The sequence below is a fragment of the Belliella calami genome, from assembly GCF_022549695.1.
Classification (GTDB): Bacteria; Bacteroidota; Bacteroidia; order Cytophagales; family Cyclobacteriaceae; genus Belliella; species Belliella calami.
This window is the reverse complement of record NZ_JAKZGS010000004.1, coordinates 163,120-185,942: the sequence shown is the minus strand read 5'-3', so window position 1 is coordinate 185,942 and position 22,823 is coordinate 163,120. Positions and strand designations below refer to the sequence as shown.

The following is a 22,823-nucleotide window of genomic DNA, read 5'->3' as shown; positions in this document are numbered from 1 at the left end:
ACCTGCCAGCTATCGAAACTTCATTTACAAAGGAACTATTTTTACGGTTAATTAATTGAACGAGATAATAGATTAAGAAAAATTAAGATGAAAAATTGGTTAACGATCGAAAACGCAGCCCAATTGGAGGCTATCAAAGAACAGAGTATGCAAAAACCTGTTTTGATTTTTAAACATTCTACCTCTTGTTCCATAAGTGGCATGGCTTGGAACAGGCTGCAGAGAAATTGGAAGGAAGAGGATCTTGAAAAAGTAACACCCTACTACCTTGATCTGCTTTCCTACAGAGCAATATCCAATCAGATTGCTGAGGATTTTGGAGTTTACCATGAAAGCCCACAAGTCATTTTGATCAAAAACGGAAAGGCTGTGTACGACAATAGCCACATGGGAATTAGCTATGCAGATATCATGGGAAAGGTATGATAATCATTAAGCCTATGTGATCTTGAGGTATTAAAAAAAACCAAATTGAAGATGAAAAAAACTGATCCCCCAATTGTTGTAGAGCAGACATTTGAAGCATCGATATCGACTGTTTGGACTGTAATTACAGAAGTTGAATATATGAAACTTTGGTTTTTTAATTCAATTAAAGCATTTGAAACCAAGGAAGGATTTGAAACAAGATTTTTTGTTCGTCACAACAAGCATTACTTTCTTCACTTGTGGAAAATCATCCAAGTAGAACTTGGCAAATCTATCAAGTATAACTGGAAATATGGTGGTTACGAAGGAGACTCGACTGTTTCTTTTGAATTGTTTGAAGAAGGCAAATTTACACGTCTCAGACTTACCGTGGAGATTTTGGAAGATTTTCCTGATCATATTCCAGAATTTAGCAGAGAGAGTTGTATGGAAGGTTGGGAATATCTAATTAAAGAAAGTCTTTTTAACTTTTTTGAACTAAAGTAAAGGTGTGTTGGTTTTTAATTGTGCGCAATTAAATTTACCGCTATCTTTGTGGTGTTGAAATCGCCTTTTGATCATTTCTGAATCTGTTATCAAATAATTTAAAAGAATATTTATCATACAAGCTTTGCCAGCTTTGCTGGTCATTCTGTTTGTAATCATTTCAAAATAAAAAATATGTCACTCATTGAAGATTTGAATTGGAGACACGCTGTGAAAGCGTATGACCCATCCAAAAAAGTAAGTAAAGAAAATATCGATAAAATCGTAGAAGCGGCAAGGTTGGCCCCGACTTCATCGGGATTGCAGCCGTTTAGGTTGATCGTAGTTGAGGACCAAGAAACCAAAGAAAAGCTTGTCAAAGGATCTTTGAATCCAGATTGTATGCGAGATTGCTCGCATGTAATTGTGTTTGCAGCATGGGACAGATATACAGCTGAGAGAATTGACAAAGTCTATGATTTCACGACTGACGAAAGAGGACTACCTCGTGGTCGTTTTAGTTCATATACAGACATGCTCAAGGCAATTTACCTAAAGCAGTCAGCTGAGGAGAATTTCGCACATATTGTCCGTCAGGCTTATATTGCATTAGGACTTTCGTTGGCTCAAGCAGCTGAATTGAGGATAGATTCTACACCAGCAGAAGGTTTTGATAACAAGGTTGTAGATCAAGTTCTGGAGTTGGAAAAAGAAGGGTTGAAAAGTGTATCTCTGATGTACGTAGGTTATGCTAATCCTGAAGGAGATTGGTTGGGTTCTATGAAAAAAGTCCGCATCCCAACGGAGGAATTTTTGATAAAAAAGTAAAACAACTAGGGGTAGGTGTGACCTACCCCTAATTTTTAGACTTCTGGAATTGATCAAATCAACAATAAATTAGCTCAGAACTCACTGCATTTTCTTTTGTAGTTTGCGAGAGATGCGAAAGACAAAAAGCTAAGCTTTTATATTCCCCAAATCAATTATTAAGACTCGTTTGCTGGCTTGCCAATTGTGGCCAAGATTCCGCCATCTACATAGATTACTTGTCCATTGACGAAGTCACTTGCCTTGCTTGCGAGGAAAACAGTCGTGCCTTGAAGATCCTCAGTATCACCCCAACGACCCGCTGGAGTTCTATTGATGATAAATTCATTGAATGGATGACCGCCAACTCGGATTGGAGCAGTCTGGGAAGTAGCAAAATAGCCCGGCCCTATGCCATTCACGTTGATATTGTATTTTGCCCATTCGGTGGCTAGGTTTCTTGTCAGCATTTTTAAGCCGCCTTTTGCTGCTGCATAAGCTGATACAGAATCCCTACCCAACTCACTCATCATGGAGCAGATGTTGATGATCTTACCTCCACCGATATCTTTCATTGTCCTGGCCACACGTTGTGACACAATAAACGGAGAAACCAAGTCTATATCAATTACTTTTCTAAAATCCTCTGGATCCATCTCTAAAGCTGGAACACGCATGATGATACCTGCATTGTTGACTAAAATATGAATCGGACCAAACTTGTTCTCTATTGCTGTGATGTTTTGATCTACTGCCTTTTGGTCAGTTACATCAAAAAGGTATCCATGTGCAGTTATGCCATTTTCGGCGTAATCTTTGATCGCTTGATCTATTTTTGACTGATCAATGTCATTGAAAATTAAGTTAGCACCACTTTTTGCCAAAGAAGTAGCCATTGCCATTCCCAATCCGTGAGTTGCTCCTGTTACGAGGGCATTTTTGCCACTCAAGTCAAATAATTCTTTCATTAAATATTAAGGTTTAAGGTTTGATTAAGTAAATCTTAAAGTTAGTATGATAAATTGATCATCCCATCCTGATTCGTCCTGTACCGTTGGTATACCATACTACAGGATAGTTAAGTTGACTGAATTTGGTTTATTTATGTCAAATAAGGTTATCCACAAGCTCGCACAAAGCCAAACAAATATTGTTGGGTGAAGACTTTGAGTTTTTGTTGTTTATAACCTATTGTCTAGGACACGGCGTTTAAGTTGTTGACGATTACCCACAACATTTAGAGTCTCTTTTTATCTATTGTTCGACATTGCAGATAGTCATAATATCTATTGCAATTTCAATCAATAATTATTTCAAAAATCCGGCTAGCGGATTCTCAGGCTTAGAGGAAATTCCTTTTACTACAGCTTCTGCATTGAATTTTGCTCCAGCTTCAATGGTATGCGTGTGATCAGTTGTGTTAAAATAATGTTCTCTAACATAAGCTTCGCCTTTTTCATCATAAGCATCAGCAATGATTGCGTTGAGGTCTATGAAGATCGCATCGGAATTTTCAGCAGCTTCCTTTGCCCAAAGCCCGAATCCATCAGCTGCTCGGTTGACTTTGTTTTCTTTCCAGCTATTTCTTGGCACTAAAGAGCAGACGATGGCTGTAGCTCCCTTTGCTTTGGTGTCCAATATCATGTTTCGAAGGTATTGTCCATAAGAATAGACGGTCTCTTGCTGCTTGGTAATTGGGTTGTAGATATGCTGTGCTTCCAAACCGGCACTTCGAATGGTTCCTCTGGCTCTAGCTTCGTCATCCAGTGGACTGCTATCATTATGTCCAAACTGCATGATAACAAAATCCCCCGGCTCAATCTTGTCAAGTACTTTTTGCCAAAGTCCATAAGTCTGGAATGTTCGTGAACTCGTCCCTCCCAAAGCGTGGTTTTCCACCTTTATTTTTTCTTGATCAAAAAACGGGGTTATAAAATCTCCCCATCCCCATAATCCTCCTGCGCCATCACCTTGACCATTTTTGACAGTAGAATCTCCAATCAGGTACAAGGTTGGTTTTTTGGCTGGTAAAAGGGAAAGGAGTTTTTCATTTTTAAGGGATTTGATTCCCTGGATGACTGACCAAGCGTTAATCCTGGCACCAGCTTCATTGGTATGGGTGTGGTCTTTTTCGAAAAGGCCTTTGACTACTTCTTGACCCCATTTGTCATATTGGTCAGCAACAATTCCATTTAGGTCTATAAATTCCGCACCTCCTTTTCTAGCAGCTTCCTTCGCCCAAAGTCCGAAATCCATACTGGCTCGTTCGACAGATCCTTCTTGAAATTTATTTCTTGGAATCATGGAAGCGACTATTGGATTTGCACCTTTTGACTTGGCATCTTCGATAAATTTCATCAAGTACCAACCATAAGTATGAACTGTTTCCTTTGTACCATCAGGCCAGGTTAGCTCTTTGGTTTCATCACCCATTCCCCTCAGAACTCCACGATATCCTGCTCTTGTCGTATCAGGCTGACTTCCTTCATTGTGACCAAACTGCATGATGACATAATCCCCAGGCTTGAGGTTTTCCATCACTTTTTCCCATCGACCTTCTTTTACAAATGTCCTTGTACTTCTCCCTGCCATTGCGTGATTATGAACCTCCACTTTTGCACTATCGAAAAAATCCTGTAAAAATGTTCCCCATCCCCATTGACCTGGACCTCCTGATCCAGATTGGTTTCTGACAGTGGAGTCACCAATTAAGTAAATTTTTGTTTTCTCAGAAGAATCCGAGGATATCAGGTGAACATTTGTAAAGCTCGTCAAAGCACACGTAAAAACAACAAGAAATATGGCTTTTAAACTAAAGTAATGGAATTTTTTTTGGTTCATGGGTTTTGGCTTTGACTTGCTTTCACAGACTTCAATTGATTTTATATGTTTTAATCTCTTCGGAAAACTATGGTAAAATTGCTTTTTATCCATCCTGTCCTAACCTGAGTTTTAAATTCATTATTTTAACTAAACTTGTTTTATATGAATGTAGGCATGACAGAACAGGATTGATTTCCTAATTGATCCATTTAAATTTAAAAATCATTCAATTCAAAAAACTCATAACTAAAGGGATACTAAAATTAAAAACATCCAAACAATTTTCAATAATAAACCTAAACGAAACCCCAAGACAAATGAAACAAAATTTATTGCTTCAGTACTATTTTAGGATTCGTCTGACGCTAGTAGTGGCGCTGACGGTTCCATTAGGCCTGACAGTGTCCCGTGCCGATAACATAGATAATGAAAGAGATGTCACCATCTCTGGAGTAGTTACTGATAAAGAGGATGGCGTAACACTGCCAGGAGTAAATGTGGTCATCAAAGGCACCACAACAGGAACGGTTACAGATATTGATGGTGCATATAGTATTACTGTGCCAGACAATAATGCAATTTTGGTATTCTCATCAATAGGCTATGTTACACAAGAAATGCGAGTTGATTCTTCCAGTACAATTAATATTGAACTTTCACAAGACTTGCAGCAACTTGGAGAAGTAGTCGTGGTAGGGTATGGTTCTCAGAAAAAAAGTGACTTGACTGGTGCCATTACCAGTGTAGGTTCCAGAGAATTGGAAGAAAGGCCGATAGCTAACATTTCACAAGCACTACAAGGAAATGCAGCAGGTGTTCATGTGACTACAAACATGCGTCCGGGAGAATTGCCTGCTGTCAGGATTCGTGGAAACAGATCGATCAATGCTTCAAACGAGCCGCTTTATGTAGTCGATGGGATCCCGATCGTATCTCAGCTGGGTGTGAGTTCTTTTTCTCTCAATGACATCAGTCCCAATGATATCGAGTCCATAGAAGTTTTGAAAGATGCTTCGGCTACGGCAATCTACGGTTCGAGAGGTGCAAACGGCGTAATATTGGTGACTACCAAAAAAGGTCAAAAGGGTTCTATAAAAGTAAACTATAGTGCAACCGTCTCTATGGATTCTTACAGAAATTTAACTGATTGGATGAATGGAGGACAATATGTAGACCTTTGGAGACAATCACTGATCAACGGAAGATTATATGGTGATGCAGAAAATGAAAACCTAAACGAGCCAGCCCAACCATGGTATCCAGATCCATTTTTGGACCAACAAGTAATGGGGCTTGGTCAGGATCCTATCGCAAGGGATATGGTATGGCAAGGATATGAATGGGAAGAATTTGGTGTGACTCCAAGAACTAGGCCTACTACAGCCGAAGAAAGAGCTTTGGGATGGCCAGATCAAATCCCTATTTACAACTCAAACAATGTAGGAGATTACAACTGGAGAGATGATGTTACTAGACAGGGTATTACCAATATCCACCAATTGTCACTTTCATCTGGAACAGAGAAATCAAGGTTGTATCTATCTCTAGGATATCACAACCAGACTGGTGTACAGAGGGATCAGGATTTCGAAAGGTTCACACTAAACATCAACGGAGATGTAACTCCAACCAAATGGCTGACTGTAGGGTCCTCAGTTTTGGGATCATTTTCAACCCAAAATTACGGCTTTATGGGTCCTAACACGAGTAATACTGGTGCCAAAGATCTGTTCTCTAGAGCCAACAATCAGTTTCCGTATGCAGTGCCAAGGACCCCAGATGGTGAAATTATCCAAAATCCTGGAGGTAATTTGAATTTGTGGAATCCATTGATGGATATCGATCAAGCACTTAACGAAAGAAGGACTACTTCTATTTTAGCCAATATTTTTTCTGAGGTGACTTTCACTCCATGGTTGAAGTACCGAGTGAATTTTGGTGGACAAATAAGGAACTTCAGAAATGGTTCTTGGACTGGTCCAAACTCTTCAAATCACCTCAACTTGAGACCAAACACAGCAGGAATGTCAAAAGATGAAAATTTCTCCTGGGTAGTTGAAAACTTATTGTTTGCTGATAAAACTGTCGGTGACCATACTTTTGGAATCACCTTGCTTCAATCTTCTCAATATTCAAGAAGAGAAGGAATGGGGATGAGTGTTTCAAACATTGTGATTCCAGCAAGTCAATGGTATTCACTAAATTCCAATACAGTAGGTCGTCCAGACAGTTATGGTACTTCTTTTACAGAAAACACGCTCCAGTCTTGGATGTTGAGGGTAAATTATTCTTTGAAAGATAAATACCTTTTGACTGCATCTGGAAGATATGATGGATCATCAGTATTGGCGCCTGGAAATAAGTGGGATTTTTTCCCTTCCTTTTCGGCAGCTTGGAAAATGCAAGAAGAAGGATTTTTGAGAGATGTAGCCTGGATTTATGAATTGAAGCCAAGGTTTGGATTCGGAATTACAGGTAACTCAGCTGTAAATCCATACACTACAACAGGTCCTTTGAGTCAAAATCCATATGTATTCGGAAGTGATGCTGCTATTGGGTTTTTGCCTCAGCTTGTACAGAATCCTGATTTAGGTTGGGAGAAAACGACTCAGTGGAATGCTGGTTTGGACTTTGGCCTTTTTGATGGAAGGTTGACGGGTGCAGTTGAAGTATACGACATGACTACCAGAGGCTTGATTTTTGGAAGATCGGTTCCTGCTGTGACAGGCTATGTCCAAAAATTTGAAAATATAGGAAGTACCAGAAACAGAGGATTAGAAGTAACCTTATCTACGATCAATCTTGAGAGAAATGGTTTTACATGGCAGACAGATTTCAACTTTGGTGCTAACAGAGAGCAAATTCTTGAGCTAGTGAATGGCGCAGAAGATATGATTGCCAACAATCTTTTCATTGGCTATCCTATTCATTCATTCTTCGATTACAAACATGATGGAATCTGGCAAAATACAACGGAAGATTTGGAGCAAATGGCTCTTTTCAATGCCAATGGTCATAATTTCTATCCTGGAACTGTCAAAATCGTGGATCAAAATGGAGATTTTAGAATCGATGGTGATGACAGAGTTGTGGTGGGTACTAGACAGCCTAGATGGACTGGTGGTATTACCAATACTTTCAATTACAAAAATTGGACTTTGAGCTTTATGGCTTATGGTCGATTTGGACAGACTTATTTTGGTGGATACCCAAGTATGGGAGGAACATTTCCAAATGGAAGAGTTGAAAATGATCGATGGAGCTTTGATAATCCAAATGGACGATGGCCAATGCCTACCATAGGTGCCAATGTAGAAAATATTGCTAATCCAATGCAATTTAATGATGGTTCATTTGTAACAGTTAGACACATTTCTTTGGCTTACGATTTTCCGATCCAGTATATCGAGAAACTTGGCATGGCAAATTTACAGCTGAATATGCAAGTAGTAAATCCGTTTATTTTTGGTGGAGATGTTGTCAGATGGGGAATCAATCCTGATGATGATACCGCATGGGAAAACAGAAATGGTGCAGGAGATCCACTTGGTGGAATGAACAGTAACACCATTTTACCACAGAGTTTAGTATTTACTTTGAGAGCAGGATTTTAATCAAATTTAAAAGGAAAAAAGATGAAAAAATATATTTGGATAGTAGCCTTGGCAATGTTGGGAGTGCTCAATTCCTGCCAGGACTTTTTGGACGAAAGACAAGTCTCCAATCTAACACAAGATTATTACAACGACGAAAACGGATTAGAATCTCTGATCAATGGGCTTTATGTATACGCAAGAGTAAAGCACGAATGGGATGCCAATGGAGCAAGAATCACGCAAGCTGAAACAGATGCTTACATGAGTACTACCCCTGCATGGGCCCGAATGGAAGTTGGGATTTATGGAAATGATTTAAGTAGTGTTGCAAATAATGTTTTCAATTACTTAGGAGCAGGCAATTCGAATTTTGCACCAATGGGAGCTTATCCCCATATCAACAACTGTAACATCGCTTTGGATGTATTGGAAAATGGAGCCCCTGGAGTATTTGGTACAAATCAAGCTTTTGCAAACCAAAGAAAAGGAGAAATCTTATTCCTAAGATCATGGGCATTCTATCTTATTTCCAATCAGTTGGGAGATGTACCTTTGTTGCTTGAACCTAGAAGGACAGATGATGGGGTATATAATTTTCCTAAATCATCATTGGAAGATATTTATGCGCAAATAATAGAAGACGTAACTTTTGCTTATGATAATTTGCCAACCACAGCTCCAAGGGGTAGGTTGACAAAATGGGCAGCGGGTCATTTTTTGGCCAAGCTTTACCTTAACAGGGCTCAGGCAGCAGACTTTGCAAACAGCAGTGAAGAGTCTTTGAGAATGCTCTATAAAGGTAATGTTCCTACAGATCTTGACAATGCCATTCAGATAGCTACCGAGGTAATTGATGGAGCTGGTGGATTGGCACCTGATTATGACATGCTGTTTGATCCAGCAATTTCTGAAACAAGTCCACACGCTGAAGTATTGTGGGCAGGTCAGTTTGATGTGAATACTGGACTAAATGGTAGATTCGGAAATCGATCTGTCAATTACCACGTTGGCAACTATACCGAGCAGTCAGGAGTAGCAAGGGCGATGATCTATGGAAGACCTTTTGGTACTTTCAAGCCTACAGATCATGGTTATGACAATTACAAAGACAAGATGCATGATTCAAGGTATGCAAAAACCTTCAGACATGAATACATCAGTAATATGGGATCCAATTCCTCATCCTTTGCTTGGACAGCAGAAACTGCAGCTTGGTGGAATGCCAACAAGCCTGCAGACCAACCTGAAGTAAGAGCTGGAGACAGAAGGATTCAGAATGGCCAAAGAGCTATTATTTATTTGGAAAATGACCGTGAAAATGCTTTGGATTCAATGGAAGTAATGAGCCAACCTTATCAGTTTATGGTAAGATGGGTGAGGTCTTCCACTACAGGAAGGTATTACTACAGATTGTTTATCAACGGTGCGAACATGGGCTTGGCAACGCAAACTGCCCCATATTTGTCTGTTAAAAAATATGTCGATCCTTTGAGAGGTGGTAGCAATGACGAAGGTAACTTCAATTCAGAAGCCGGTACGAGAGATGTGATTTTGATGCGTTTGGCAGAGACTTATTTGATTAGGGCAGAAGCTTATGGTCGCAAAGGAGACTATGGTTCTGCTGTAGGTGATATCAATGTACTGAGACAAAGAGCGGCATTCAAGGCTGGAGAAAACAGACCATCACTCTTTGCACAGTGGTACCCTGAAGCACAAGATTTGGATGCTTCAGAATTGGAAGCACCATATGCTGCCATTGGTGATTCCTACAATGCAATCATGATAACAGAAAACCACTTCACTCCGGGTACGCCTGAAGCTAACCGTGAGGGTTATATTCCTTCGGTAGGTTCAAAAAGAGACATGTTTATCCATTTTATATACAATGAGAAAAACAGAGAGTTCTTGGCCGAAGGGATCATGTGGGAAGATCTGCACAATGCAGGAATACTCTATGACAGAGTGATGCATTACAATCAGATGGCATCCAACAGAACTGGACTTTGGCCTGTGGCTTCCAATACCGGAGGAGGAAATGGACAAAATGGAAATGGAAAAGGACAAATGCAACCTTTCCATACTTTCAGACCTTGGCCATTCAACTACTTGGTGCAATTGACAGATGAAACCGGGGCGCCATTGGATGAAGCAACAAGATCAGCTTATCAAAATCCTGGATATTAATCCAAAAGTTTAGCATAACCTTAAATAATCACCAAGGGATTAAAAGTGTCCCTTGGTGATTTTTTGTAAATTATGTAGACTGTTGTTTTTAACAAACTAGCGTAAATCTTCGACTTTCAAGTTTTAGTCTTAATTGATAAAAGAATAAGCAAAATACTTTGTTGAAAATTAGAGTTGGGAATAAGATTTCCAGTATGAAAACTATTTTTTAAAAGCGAATAAGTACTTTAGATTTTGTACTTTTGCCTGATCGAAATTCAATTTTACAGGATAATAAAATTTAAAGAAAAAATTAACAAATTTAGTTTGTAACTTGACTTTATAAATTATTTGCTTCTAATGAAGTTAGCTGTAATTTGATAGATTTAATCTTAATAAAATGGTTTTTGATAAATAATATTTTAATTGAGACATTTAGAGCAAATATTTGATAAGCTTGGGCTTTCAAAAGAAAATGGGCTTTTTTTCACGAGTGAGAACAGCTGGAAAGGTTTGTTTTCCAATCGTGTAGAAAGGCTGTTGAATAATGTCATTGAACCTGATGCTTTTTTCTCAATTGACAATAAACCATTCATTTTATTTTTTGATTCACCGATAGATAAAAAGAAAAAGCTCAAAGAAGTATGGAATTTCAATGAATCACCTATTGTCATTATTACAGAAGGTGATTCATTGGAAATTTATAATGGGTTTGAATTCATTACAAAGAAAGATTCGTTGCGCTTATTTGGAAAATCAGAAAAGCTAGAGGATTTTTCATATTTCAAACTTGTAACAGATAAAACTTGGGAAAAATATCAAAAAGACTTTAGTTATAGTAACCGAATTGATTATCACCTTCTAAACAATATTAAAGCGACAAGAGAATTACTTATTGATGACGGCTTACCCATTGATCTTACGAATTCATTGTTGGGGAAAGTCATTTTTGTCCGTTACCTAATTGATCGAGAGGTAAAATTGGATTTTGAAAAAGAAGGGACATCACGTAAATGGACTAACCTTGAGTTTTGTAGTCTTTTATCGGATAAACAAAATGTTAAAGCATTTTTTAAGTATTTGAAAAAGAAATTTAACGGAGATTTATTTCCAATATCCGATGATGACATTGATTCGATTTCATCAAGTAGTCTTTCAATCATTGTTAAATTGTTGTCTGGAGATGAAGTAGCTTCTGGGCAAATATCTTTGTTCAATCTTTACGATTTCTCAATTATCCCCGTGGAATTTATCAGTAATGTTTACGAGCTATTCATTGGGCAAAATCAGCAAGAAAATCAAGGAGCGTACTATACGCCACTTTTCTTAGTTGACTATATGCTTTCTGAAACTGTTGGGATGAAGTTTAGAAATCAACCAAACTCACATGATTGCAAAGTGCTTGACCCTTCATGTGGTTCAGGGATATTTTTGGTTGAGACATTGCGTAAAATAATAGAGCAATTTCAACTTAACAACCCTTCATATCTAGATAATCCTGAGGAATACAAAAAGCAATTAATACAGTTGGCTTCCGATAATATTTTTGGAATAGACAAGGATAAAAGTGCAATCAATGTTGCTATATTCTCAATTTACCTCACGCTTTTAGATTATCAGGAGCCTTCAGATATTGAGTCTTTTAAGTTTCCGTTATTGTATAATAAAAATTTTTTCTCAGAAGATTTTTTTAATACAGAAGCTGAATTTAATACCCTTTTAGGGGATGTTTCTTTCGAATTCATTTTAGGTAATCCTCCATGGAGAAGAGGAAAAGGAGAAAAAAAACCGTTATTCGATCAATATATAAACAAAAGAAAGAAATTAGAAAAAGGTAAATATGCGATTGAGATAGAGATTAGCAATAGTGAAATAGCGCAAGCCTTTATTCTCCGAGTCAGTGATTTTAGCTTAGATAAAACTAAAATTGCTTTTATAGCGACAAGTAAAATCTTGTATAATATTAATGCACAAGAGTTTAGAAAATATTTACTTGACCAGTTTGTTATTAACAAAGTCTTTGAACTTGCACCTGTTAGAAAGGAGGTTTTTGATAAATCAAATGATAAAGCCATCGCTCCTGCCGTAGTATTGTTTTATCAATTCGCTTTTGATAAAAATACAAATGAAAATATTGTTGAGCACATTACCCTAAAACCAAGTCGTTTCTTCTCCCTCTTTAAAGTCTTCACGATTCAACGAGGAGACTATAAGAAAGTAGTCCAAAGTAGATTGAAGGAATTTGACTATTTATGGAAAGTATTGGTTTATGGTAATTATTTGGACTTTAATTTGATTCAACGTCTAAGAGAGTCATACAAGACAATTGGTGAAAAAATCGCTGATTCGCAAAAGTATACCTATGGGCAAGGAATACAGTCAGGGGGTGGAAGTAAAATGGATGTATCAGATAAAATAGGTCAAAAATACATAGATGCAAAGCGAGACATTAATGCATTTTGGATTAATTTAAATTCGAATAAGTTGTGGGACAAACAATTTGTACATAGGGCTAGAGAAAACAGCCTTTTCAATGCTCCTCTTCTTTTAATTCAAAAAGGATTTAAATCCGATTTTAGATGTTGGTCTGCCTTTTCAGAAGAAAATGTAGTGTTTCAAGATGCACTAACTTCAATTAGTGCTCGCTCAGAGAACGACTCAGGAGACCTTAAAATAATTTCAGGCATTCTTTATTCTGAACTATTTTCATACCTAAATCTACAAACGTTTAGCTCTTCTGGTATAGAAAGAGAACAAGCTCATAACATTGAAAAATTTAATATTCCTTTTATTTCTGATAAAGAAATTGAAAATACTGTTGATGAAATAATTAATCTTAAGAAAAGGAAAAACTCATTAGAGAGCTTACAAATAGGTCCTTTTAACTATGAATTAAATATTCTTATAAAGAGTATAGATAGTCATGTTTTTAGAGCTTTTGAGTTTTCTAATCGGGAAATGGATTTACTTAATTATTCAAATCAAGTTGTTATTCCAATAATTATGAAGCATGATGGATATGAGAAAATTTTCTCTTCTTTAGATCCTAAAAGTCAAGAGCTTCAAAACTACATCAATCTATTTTTAGACAGGTTTAATGATATCTTTATAAAGACTAATCAGACACTAGTTGTATATGTACATCACACTAATCAATTGCTTGGTTTATTCTTCAAGCTCACTACCATAAATGAACAAACTGAACTAATCAACTTCGTTGATACTAATAATGATAAAGTCTTGAAAACTCTATCTGCTCTTGGAAATGAAAAAATAACAGATCGTTTATTTATTCAAAAAGACATTCGTGGATTTGAAAAGGATGGGTTCTACATTGTTAAACCTAATGAAAAAAGACTTTGGCATCAAGCCATTGCTCAACTAGACTTAAATGAATTTTCTGATGCCATTTTAAATGCGGGCAAAAAACAAGCTTTCAATGTTCGGTAGTTTAGACGCATCAAATTTTAGTGGTTCAATACCATTTTATGATAATGAGTTTGAGAAAATCTTGTCAAAGATTACTTTTTGCTATCGATTAATGAAGACTGATAACGTAGCTCTTGAAAATGATGAAAACAAAATTCGAGATGTTTTGGTCAATCAATACATTAATAACTCATCAATAAAAAGAAAGATAGAATTTGAATATTTCATATTTCCAGAAGTTCCAGAAACAGGAACTTCCGGACGAACTGATATTCGAATTCATAATCCTAATCGATTTTACGACCAAGACGAATATTATATTATTGAATGTAAAAGATTGGACAACGTAAAGACAACAGGAACAAGTGGTTTGAATGCCAAGTACATAAGAAATGGATTAGATAGATTTGTTTGCAAATATTATGCATCGTTTTACCGAATGAATGGTATGATAGGGTTTATAGTAGAAGATTTGGAAATTGATGAAAATATGAGGAATATAAATACTCTTTTAACTACTTCATTCACTTCAATAAAAACAACGAAAGTGATTTCTCGGGATACTTTCATAAATGAATTTGAATTTCATTATAGTTCAATTCATACTGACGAAGACAATAATCAGTTGAAAATATATCATTTGATGTTTGATTTTAGTGAAAATATTCAACATTAAAAAAAACTCAAGTCTCACTTTCAGACACTACAGGAAAGTTTTTTGCTTAATAAGCATATTTTTGGGGTTATATTAGGTATATATTTTACATAAAGCACAATGAACAACCTTGTAACCAGAATTATCAATCCGCTTATTCTTCTTTTGGCAGCATCTATTCTTTTGAATTGCCAACCACAAACAGAAAACAATTCCAATACACAGGAAAACCCACCTGCGGAAAAGGAGATGAATGACAGCAATACACCTCTTCATTTGTTGGAACCAGATTATCCCACTCCCTATGGTGCTCCTGAGGTTTCAGAAGTGAAAGCTGTTTTGGATAGAGTAAAAGGATATTTGGAGAATACTACTTACACGACCATATTGACAGAAGAAGGCGGGTCTGAAATTACAGATTTTAGCAAGGTTGATGAAAAATCAGTTTTGAAAAAAGGTGATTTTAGACTCTTGAGCTACGAATGGGGAGTAACTTATTCCGCAATGCTTTTGGCAGGAGAAGTGACTGGTGACCAGTCTTACACAGATTACACAAACAATAGAGTGAAGTTTTTGGCGGATCTATATCCACATTTTGAAAAAATGGGGAACAAAAGACATGCGCTACACTCAATCGTCGCTCCGGGAGCTTTGGATGATTGTGGAGCACTTTGTGCTTCATTTATCAAGACCGAAGCCAATGGCTTAGATGCTAATGTAGATCCATTGATTTCTAATTTCATGGATTATATTATGAATAAGGAATTTAGATTTGAAGATGGAACTTTGGCAAGAAATAGGCCATTGGATAATACGCTTTGGTTAGATGATTTGTATATGAGCGTTCCTGCGATCGCGCAGATGGGAAAGAAAACAGGCGAGAAAAAGTACTTTGACGAAGCTGTTAAGCAGATTAAACTTTTCTCAGATAGAATGTTCAACGAGAAAAAAGGTCTTTACATGCATGGATGGGTGGCTGATATGGATGTACATCCAGAATTCCATTGGGCTAGAGCAAACGGTTGGGCTTTGTTGACAAAAATCGAAGTATTGAAAGTGCTTCCAGAAAGTCACCCAGGAAGAGCAATGATCATGGATTTGTTGCAAAAGCATGTTAGAGGTTTGGCCAGTTTGCAGTCTGGGTCGGGATTTTGGCATCAGTTGCTGGACAAAAATGATTCTTACCTTGAGACTTCTGCTACAGCGATCTATGCATATTGTATAGCTGCTGCAGTCAATGAAGGATGGATCAATGAAAAAGCACATGCTCCAATGGCTATTTTGGCTTGGAATGCAGTAGCCACCATGGTCAATGAGCAAGGACAAGTGGAGGGTACTTGTGTAGGAACAGGCATGGCATTTGACCCAGCATTCTACTACCATAGACCAGTCAATAAGTTTGCAGCACATGGCTATGGCCCTGTAGTAGCTGCTGGAGCTGAAATTATCAGATTACTAAAGCAAAATGAATTTGAAATCAACGATAGTTCTTTGCAACTATTGGTGAAATAGAAGAATAAGGGTGCAATTGAGGTTTGCACCCTTATTTTTTTATTTGAATTGGAAGCTTGTGTAGTAGAGGGATTGGTAAATACTGAGCTTGATTTGAAGTATTACCTAAAGGCTGACATTCCCAAATTTGATCCTTCCAAACCCAGAAAATTTGAAGAATTCTATTGGCCTTTGAGTAGAAAAATCTCAAGTGAAAAACCTGATGGAAATTGACTTTATGGAATCATTGCGGATATTAGTAAATATTTAAGTGTTTAAAATACATTTATTAATTATATTTAGCCCATATATTAGATGATTAATAAACCCTAACTACAATGAAACTCACTTTACTTTCCATTTTAATCCTGTTTTTCTCAACAATAGGAATCCAAGCACAAGCTCCAAGTAAGAATTTGGATATTGATATCAACAAGAAGGGGGCAACAATTGCACCTGATATGTGGGGACTATTTTTTGAAGACATCAATTTTGCTGCCGATGGAGGACTCTATGCAGAGATGATCAAGAATTATTCCTTTGAGTTTCCTTCACCTTTTATGGGCTGGAGGAGAATTCAAGAAGATGGAGCCATGGGCTATCACTACACGAAGCCACATTTAGATGACAGCAAAAACAAGAAATACCTTCAAATGCAAAGACTGAATGACCAAGGGAACTTTGGGATGTCCAATGAAGGATTTAGAGGAATGGCAGTGAAAGGGAACGAAAATTACCGATTGACTTTCCTTGCTAAAGTGGCTAAAGGAGATAATCTGAGCATCACTGCACAGATTACAAAAGGCAAAAAGATCTTGGCAGAAACGACGATCAATCAGTTGACAAATGAATGGATATCCTATGAAGTAATGTTGAAAGCCACTGAGACAGCAGACGGTGTGAATTTCAAGGTACTATTGGAAGGTGAAGGTGAGTTGGATATTGATATGATTTCATTGTTTCCGGAGGATACATGGATGGGGAGAAAAAGAGGACTAAGAAAGGACCTTGTGCAGCTGTTGGCAGATATGAATCCAGGGTTTTTGAGGTTTCCAGGTGGTTGTATCGTAGAGGGTTTTGACCTTGAGAATCGCTATCAATGGAAAAATACCATCGGTGAAATGAAAGATCGTGGTACGATGATCAACCGCTGGAATATTGAGTTTTCCCACAGAAATGCACCTGACTATTTTCAATCTTTTGGATTGGGGTTTTTCGAATATTTCCAGCTTGCAGCTGACTTGGGAGCAGAACCACTACCCATATTGAGTTGCGGACTGGCTTGCCAATACAATTCAGGGGAAATGGTTCCTTTGGCCGCTTTGGACGAATATGTACAAGATGCCTTAGATCTGATTGAGTTTGCAAATGGATCGACGGATACTTATTGGGGAGCAAAACGTGCTGAAATGGGACACCCTGAGTCGTTTGAACTGAAATATATAGGCGTAGGAAATGAAAATTGGGGGCCACAATATATCGAAAGAGCAGAGATCTTCGAAAAAGCAATCAAAGCAGCTTATCCGGAGATAATTATTGTCTCTACATCAGGGCCTTCATCAGACGGACATGAATTCGACTATTTGTGGAAGGAACTCAAAGCGAGAAATGCAGAATTGATTGACGAGCATTACTATAAATCCCCTGAATGGTTTAGAGAAAATGCCCGCAGGTATGATGATTATGATAGAAATGGCCCAAAGGTATTCGCAGGAGAATATGCAGCCCATTCGACTACCGAAAATGATGCTTTGAAAAGAAACAATTGGGAGGGAGCTTTGTCTGAAGCAGCATTCATGACTGGGCTGGAAAGAAATGCAGATATTGTGAGATTGGCTTCCTATGCACCACTTTTGGCGCATGTGGATGGCTGGCAGTGGGCTCCAGATATGATTTGGTTCGACAATTTGGGTTCTTATGCCACACCAAATTATTATGTGCAAAAATTATTTTCAACAAATCCAGGAACCCAAATTATCCAAATAACAGAGAACGGGAATACATTGGCAGGTGAAGAAGGTATATATGCTTCCTCCACCTATGATGAAAATACCAAAGAGTTGATTTTCAAAATTGTCAACACAAATACCGATACAAGAGCATTTACAATAAGGCTAAACGGAAATTACAAAGGAAAAGGGAATGGAAAATGGCTAGAACTGCAATCCGACGATTTGACAGCAGCCCACAGCATAAAAGAGCCAAAAAGGATTGCTCCTGAAGAAAAAGATATTTCCATACAAAAGAAAAAAATACAAGTTTCCCTAAAAGGACAATCCGTCAACGTATTTAGGCTGAAAATATAATTGAGGATTTTGAAGTAAATTATATTTGATATGTTTATCCGCTTTCACACCAGTATCCACATTTAATTAGGTACACACCTAGAATTCAGCTGCTGTCAATAGTCGACGATTATCAGCTTGATCGAATTGCTTTAATTTCCTACTGGTGTCATTGCGGATAAACATAATATTTGAAATCACAGAATCAATAAACGACTCGATCACAACCTATCCCAAATCAACAACTCAAGTTCTAAGCTTGTTCTTTCTTTGCCTTTTACCAGGAATACCGCAGTAAAATACTCGATTTCCTCACCTATCATTTTGTAAAATACATCTTCTACCCAATTGATATCAGTGAATTTATCGGTAGTTGCTTTTACACCGATGTCATGGTCGGAGAAAAACATAAATTGTTCAGTACCATTTGGACCTTTGATTCTCGATACGACTACATGCTCGTATCGAGTTCCGTCTTCAATGCTAAGATTGATCAACGTATCCCTTTCAGCAGCAGCATCTTTATAGGTGATTGTGTATTGATCAATTTTGAATTTTGAATTATTGTCATTGAAAAGATCGAGGAATATATTTTTGTTTTTCACAGGACCGATATAGATCGAATTGACTGATGAAATATCTTTTATGGATGTTTGGGAAGTAAAGCGAATGTCAAAATCATTTTTGTTTGAATGAAAAAGTCTAGAGATATTCATGGTGCCATTTGCAGCCATTCCAGTGACATAAGGATAGTTTGCAGGGTAAATATTTTCTTTTTTATCTGGATTTTGCTCCAAAAATTCATAAAAATCTTGGAGGTTATTTATTTCATAGTCTCTATTCCATCCATTTCTCCCAGTCACGGTATTTCCCATGATCCCAAAGAAGTCTCCAATAAATAAAGTAGTGGACTTAGAATTGCTAAAAAAAGGTTGCCAGAGAGGAGTATTTTTATTGTAAAAAGAGAAATAGGCCAATATAGCTGTCAAAAAAATACCGCCAGCCATAAAAAAATACCTCTTTTTTCTTCTTGTGCGAGTGATAATTTCTGGATCTTTTGAGCGCTCATTAAACTCGACTTGATATTGTCCTTTTTTTATTTCGAGTTTGATCTCGTCATTTTTACCATCATAACTGTAATATTTTTCTAGTTTTTTGCGAAGATGGTAGATATTTACCCTCATGTGTGCTGCACTTTTTTCGTCAGCATAATCCTTTCCATAGAGCTCCATTGAGATCGTATTCTCTTTCAAATCCTTATTGGCTATCGAAGCTTCGACAAGATATTTCAGCAACATGCTTGTCGAAGGGGACCTTGAGAATAGTTTATGTTCAAGAACATGCTGTAGTGCTTGTAGTTTTTCAGGCTGTTCCATGTGGGGGAGTTGTTTTGGGTTTTGAGTCTAACACATCCAAAGTGCCCTTACAAGGATTTTGAGATATGTTTTAACGGTTAAAGATACCGTTAAAAGTCCGTTAAATTTAGATTTTTAATTTTTAATTACAAACATTACATCAATCAAAGATCGTCAAACAACTAATTGAAGGAATTTAATTTTGAGTCTTAGTTAAGTCACCAGAAAATAAAAATATAGTCCAAATGTATATGAAAAAACGCAAGTAGAGACGAAGTAATTTAAAATCAAGTGTTGATAAGTATCAACAAAACTTAAAAAAATCATTAACATTTACCCAATCTAATTATGAATAAACTAATACGAAGGATAATTATCCTTTTCGTTTGTTTTTTGGCAGTAGTACCTTCTACTGAAGCACAAAACCAAACAATCACAATCGATGGAGTTGTAAAAGAAGCCACAAATGGCGAACCCATCCCAGGGGTTACTATTGTAGAAAAGAACACAACCAATGGAACAGTTACAGATATTGATGGGAATTTCAATATAAAGGTAAGCTCACCAAACGCAGTTCTCTTAGTGTCATTTATTGGATTTTCTACACAGGAGATAAGCGTTACCAACAAAAGCTTTATTGAAGTTTCGCTCGAAGAAGACATCAGTCAGCTGGATGAAGTTGTTGTAGTTGGTTATGGTACCCAAAAGCGATCTGATATCACAGGATCAGTGGCATCAGTTCCCAAAGACAGACTATCAAATCTTCCTGTAACTGATATTACCCAAGCAATCCAGGGAACTACAGCTGGCTTGATGGTGACACAAGGCTCTTCTGTTCCGGGAAGTACGGGAGGGATGCAGATTAGAGGGGTAAATTCTATTACTGCTGGAACAAGCCCATTTTTGGTTGTGGATGGATCTCCATTTTTTGGAAGTATCAATGATATCAGTCCAACTGATGTAGAATCTATAGAAATCCTGAAAGATGCTTCTGCGGTGGCAATTTATGGAACAAGGGGATCTAATGGGGTCATCCTGATCACAACAAAGAGAGGCTCTACGTCAGCTGGAAAGCCAAGGATAAATTACAGTGCATATACTGGGTTTGAAGGAATCGCCAACTTGCTGACTCCCATGGGACCGGATGCCTATGTGCAGAAGTATGCGGATTTTTTGACTGCAAACAACCTGTCTATGACGAATATTCTTCCGAATGCAGCTGAAGTGGAGAATTACAACAATGGAATCACTACTGATTGGATGGATGTTGCTACCCAGCAAGGAAGGATTACAGAACACAACTTAAGCATCTCTGGGGGAACTGAAAATGTCCAGTACTTTGTGTCAGGATCCAAAGTGGATCAAGAAGGGGTAGTTCAAGGATACCAATTTGGAAGGGCTTCATTTAGGACCAATATCGATGCAAAAATCAATGATTTCATCAAGGTAGGAACAAGTGCCTTTTTTACTGACAGAAATCAAGATGGAGGTAGAGTCAACTTGTTGCTTGCGTCTGCCATGAGTCCATACTCTAGACCAACGGATGACGATGGGGAATACAATATCTTCCCAATGGCTCCTGAGCAATTGTTTCTAAACCCAATGTTGGGACTTACTATCGATAGGGAAGACAGAAGAAAGACCTTGTCAGGCGGTGCTTATGTGGATATTACACCCGGCTTCATTCCGGGATTGACTTATAGACTTAATGGGAACTATACCTATAACATCAATAGGTTTGCTGAATATGTTGGAAGGAGAGCCTTTGATTTGAATGGATCAGCACACATTTGGAATAGTGAAACAACCAATTGGGTATTGGAAAACATTTTGACATATTCAAAACAAATAGGAGAGCATAGCCTCAATTTTACCGGTTTATATAGTGCACAACAAGTGGATTATTTCAGAAATGATAGTCGATCAAGGATATTTACCAATGACGCACTGTCATTTTATGACTTGAATGCAGGATCTACCCAACTGGCAGATTCGGAGGGGAATGGTTATACAATGCTTTCACAGATGATTCGTGTGAATTATTCTTACAAGAGCAAATACCTGTTAACTGCGACTGCTCGAAGAGATGGATATTCCGCATTTGGAGTAAATACAAATAAGTATGGATTGTTTCCTTCTGTTGCTTTGGGATGGAATATCCACAATGAAGGCTTTATGGCCAATGCCAGTTCAGTTGGAGAGCTGAAGCTTAGGTTGTCACATGGTCAATCCGGAAATATGGCAATTCCTGTCAATCGAACAGCTACTACGGCCAATACAATCCTTCTTCCATTTAATGGATCGCCTCTTACTGGAGTTATCTATGATAGATTGGGGAATGCAAACCTAAATTGGGAAACAACTACTTCTACCAATTTGGCATTGGATTTTGGGGTAGTCCAAAATAGGGTGAGAGGTACGGTTGAAGTTTACAAATCAAAAACACACGACATTTTATTAGAAAGAAACTTACCAAACATTACGGGTTACCAAAATGTATGGGTGAATTTAGGTAAAATGCAAAACTTAGGTTTTGAATTTACCGTGAACACCGTGAATATTGAAAATGAGAACTTCACTTGGGAAACCAATTTTAATTATTCCAGATATAGAAATGAAATTTTGGATCTCTATGGAGATGGCAGGGATGATATTGGAAACGGCTGGTTTATAGGACAGCCCCTTAGGGTGATTTTTGATTATGAAAAAACTGGGATCTGGCAAATAGGTGAAGAAGTGGCAGGCCATGACCCTGTGGCGCGTCCCGGAGACTTGAAATTTAAAGACCAGAATGGCGATGGAGTTATCAATGATCAGGATAGAATGGTGCTTGGTCAAAGAGACCCGCTATGGGTTGGTGGATTGACGAATAATTTCAGGTACAAAAACTTTCACTTAAGCATCTTCCTTCAGGCAGTGAAAGGCGGACTCAAAATCAATAGGGACTTGTCTTATGCAGATGAAGCTGGAAGGAGAAATATTCCACAAGAAATTGGCTATTGGACTCCTGAAAATCAGGACAATTACTGGCCTGGGCTTGGAGCATTTAGAAATTATAGAGGATATCAATTTGCCGAGGATTTTAGCTTCTTGAGAATTAAAGACGTGAGATTGAGTTATACCGTTCCAAAAGAATTTCTGTCTAGATACCATATTGAGGGTTTGACGGTTTACATGGCAGGTAGAAACTTGCACACTTTTACAAAATGGGTAGGATGGGATCCTGAGATGAATTATGCTCCTAGAGGTTCTGATGGTTGGACCAATAATTACCCATTGGTTCGCACTATTTCACTTGGTATCAACCTGACACTTTAAAATCTTA

Annotated in this window: 13 protein-coding genes; 10 read left to right on the top strand and 3 right to left on the bottom strand. The window is 37.6% G+C overall.

What is annotated here, in order from left to right; translation table 11 throughout:
- Positions 1–87: 87 nt before the first annotated feature.
- From ytxJ to MM236_RS07440, 3 genes are all read left to right on the top strand, one after another.
- Positions 88–426: a bacillithiol system redox-active protein YtxJ gene (gene ytxJ, locus MM236_RS07450; protein WP_241274329.1), complete on the top strand. Its 339-nt coding sequence runs from the start codon at positions 88–90 to the stop codon at positions 424–426.
- A gap of 51 nt (positions 427–477) precedes the next feature.
- Positions 478–915, top strand: a complete 438-nt coding sequence (locus MM236_RS07445; protein WP_241274328.1) for an SRPBCC family protein — start codon at positions 478–480, stop codon at positions 913–915.
- Between the two features lie 174 nt (positions 916–1,089).
- The gene (locus tag MM236_RS07440; RefSeq protein WP_241274327.1) at positions 1,090–1,722 is read left to right on the top strand and encodes an NAD(P)H-dependent oxidoreductase; all 633 of its coding nucleotides are present in this window, start codon (positions 1,090–1,092) and stop codon (positions 1,720–1,722) included.
- Positions 1,723–1,880: 158 nt separating this feature from the next.
- On the opposite strand, the gene MM236_RS07435 is transcribed toward MM236_RS07440, so the two are convergent.
- Both MM236_RS07435 and MM236_RS07430 read right to left on the bottom strand, forming a co-directional pair.
- On the bottom strand, positions 1,881–2,669 hold the full coding sequence (locus MM236_RS07435; protein WP_241274326.1) for a gluconate 5-dehydrogenase: 789 nt from the start codon (positions 2,667–2,669) through the stop codon (positions 1,881–1,883).
- A gap of 340 nt (positions 2,670–3,009) precedes the next feature.
- Complete coding sequence (locus tag MM236_RS07430) at positions 3,010–4,542, bottom strand: rhamnogalacturonan acetylesterase (RefSeq protein ID WP_241274325.1); 1,533 nt, start codon at positions 4,540–4,542, stop codon at positions 3,010–3,012.
- A 299-nt stretch (positions 4,543–4,841) separates the two neighbouring features.
- On the opposite strand from MM236_RS07430, the gene MM236_RS07425 reads away from it, so the two are divergent.
- The 6 genes from MM236_RS07425 (at position 4,842) to MM236_RS07400 (ending at position 18,164) form a co-directional block, all read left to right on the top strand.
- Positions 4,842–8,138, top strand: coding sequence for a SusC/RagA family TonB-linked outer membrane protein (locus MM236_RS07425; RefSeq protein WP_241274324.1), 3,297 nt, complete (start codon positions 4,842–4,844; stop codon positions 8,136–8,138).
- 21 nt (positions 8,139–8,159) lie between these two features.
- Positions 8,160–10,304, top strand: a complete 2,145-nt coding sequence (locus MM236_RS07420; RefSeq protein ID WP_241274323.1) for a RagB/SusD family nutrient uptake outer membrane protein — start codon at positions 8,160–8,162, stop codon at positions 10,302–10,304.
- 405 nt (positions 10,305–10,709) lie between these two features.
- Positions 10,710–13,733 (top strand): N-6 DNA methylase, encoded by a 3,024-nt coding sequence (locus MM236_RS07415; RefSeq protein ID WP_241274322.1) that lies wholly within the window; start codon positions 10,710–10,712, stop codon positions 13,731–13,733.
- Complete coding sequence (locus MM236_RS07410; protein WP_241274321.1) at positions 13,723–14,388, top strand: hypothetical protein; 666 nt, start codon at positions 13,723–13,725, stop codon at positions 14,386–14,388. Before MM236_RS07415 ends, MM236_RS07410 begins: the two co-directional genes overlap by 11 nt.
- A gap of 99 nt (positions 14,389–14,487) precedes the next feature.
- Positions 14,488–15,879 (top strand): glycoside hydrolase family 88/105 protein, encoded by a 1,392-nt coding sequence (locus tag MM236_RS07405; protein WP_439648011.1) that lies wholly within the window; start codon positions 14,488–14,490, stop codon positions 15,877–15,879.
- 317 nt (positions 15,880–16,196) lie between these two features.
- Positions 16,197–18,164, top strand: coding sequence for an alpha-L-arabinofuranosidase family protein (locus MM236_RS07400; RefSeq protein WP_241274320.1), 1,968 nt, complete (start codon positions 16,197–16,199; stop codon positions 18,162–18,164).
- Positions 18,165–18,364: 200 nt separating this feature from the next.
- Here the strand turns inward: MM236_RS07400 and MM236_RS07395 are convergent, their stop codons facing one another.
- Entirely contained in the window at positions 18,365–19,519 is a 1,155-nt protein-coding gene (locus MM236_RS07395) for a helix-turn-helix domain-containing protein (RefSeq protein ID WP_241274319.1), read from the bottom strand.
- Positions 19,520–19,846: 327 nt separating this feature from the next.
- On the opposite strand from MM236_RS07395, the gene MM236_RS07390 reads away from it, so the two are divergent.
- Positions 19,847–22,816 carry a SusC/RagA family TonB-linked outer membrane protein gene (locus MM236_RS07390; protein ID WP_241274318.1) on the top strand — a complete coding sequence of 990 codons (2,970 nt, stop codon included), beginning with the start codon at positions 19,847–19,849 and terminating at the stop codon, positions 22,814–22,816.
- Positions 22,817–22,823 lie beyond the last annotated feature (7 nt).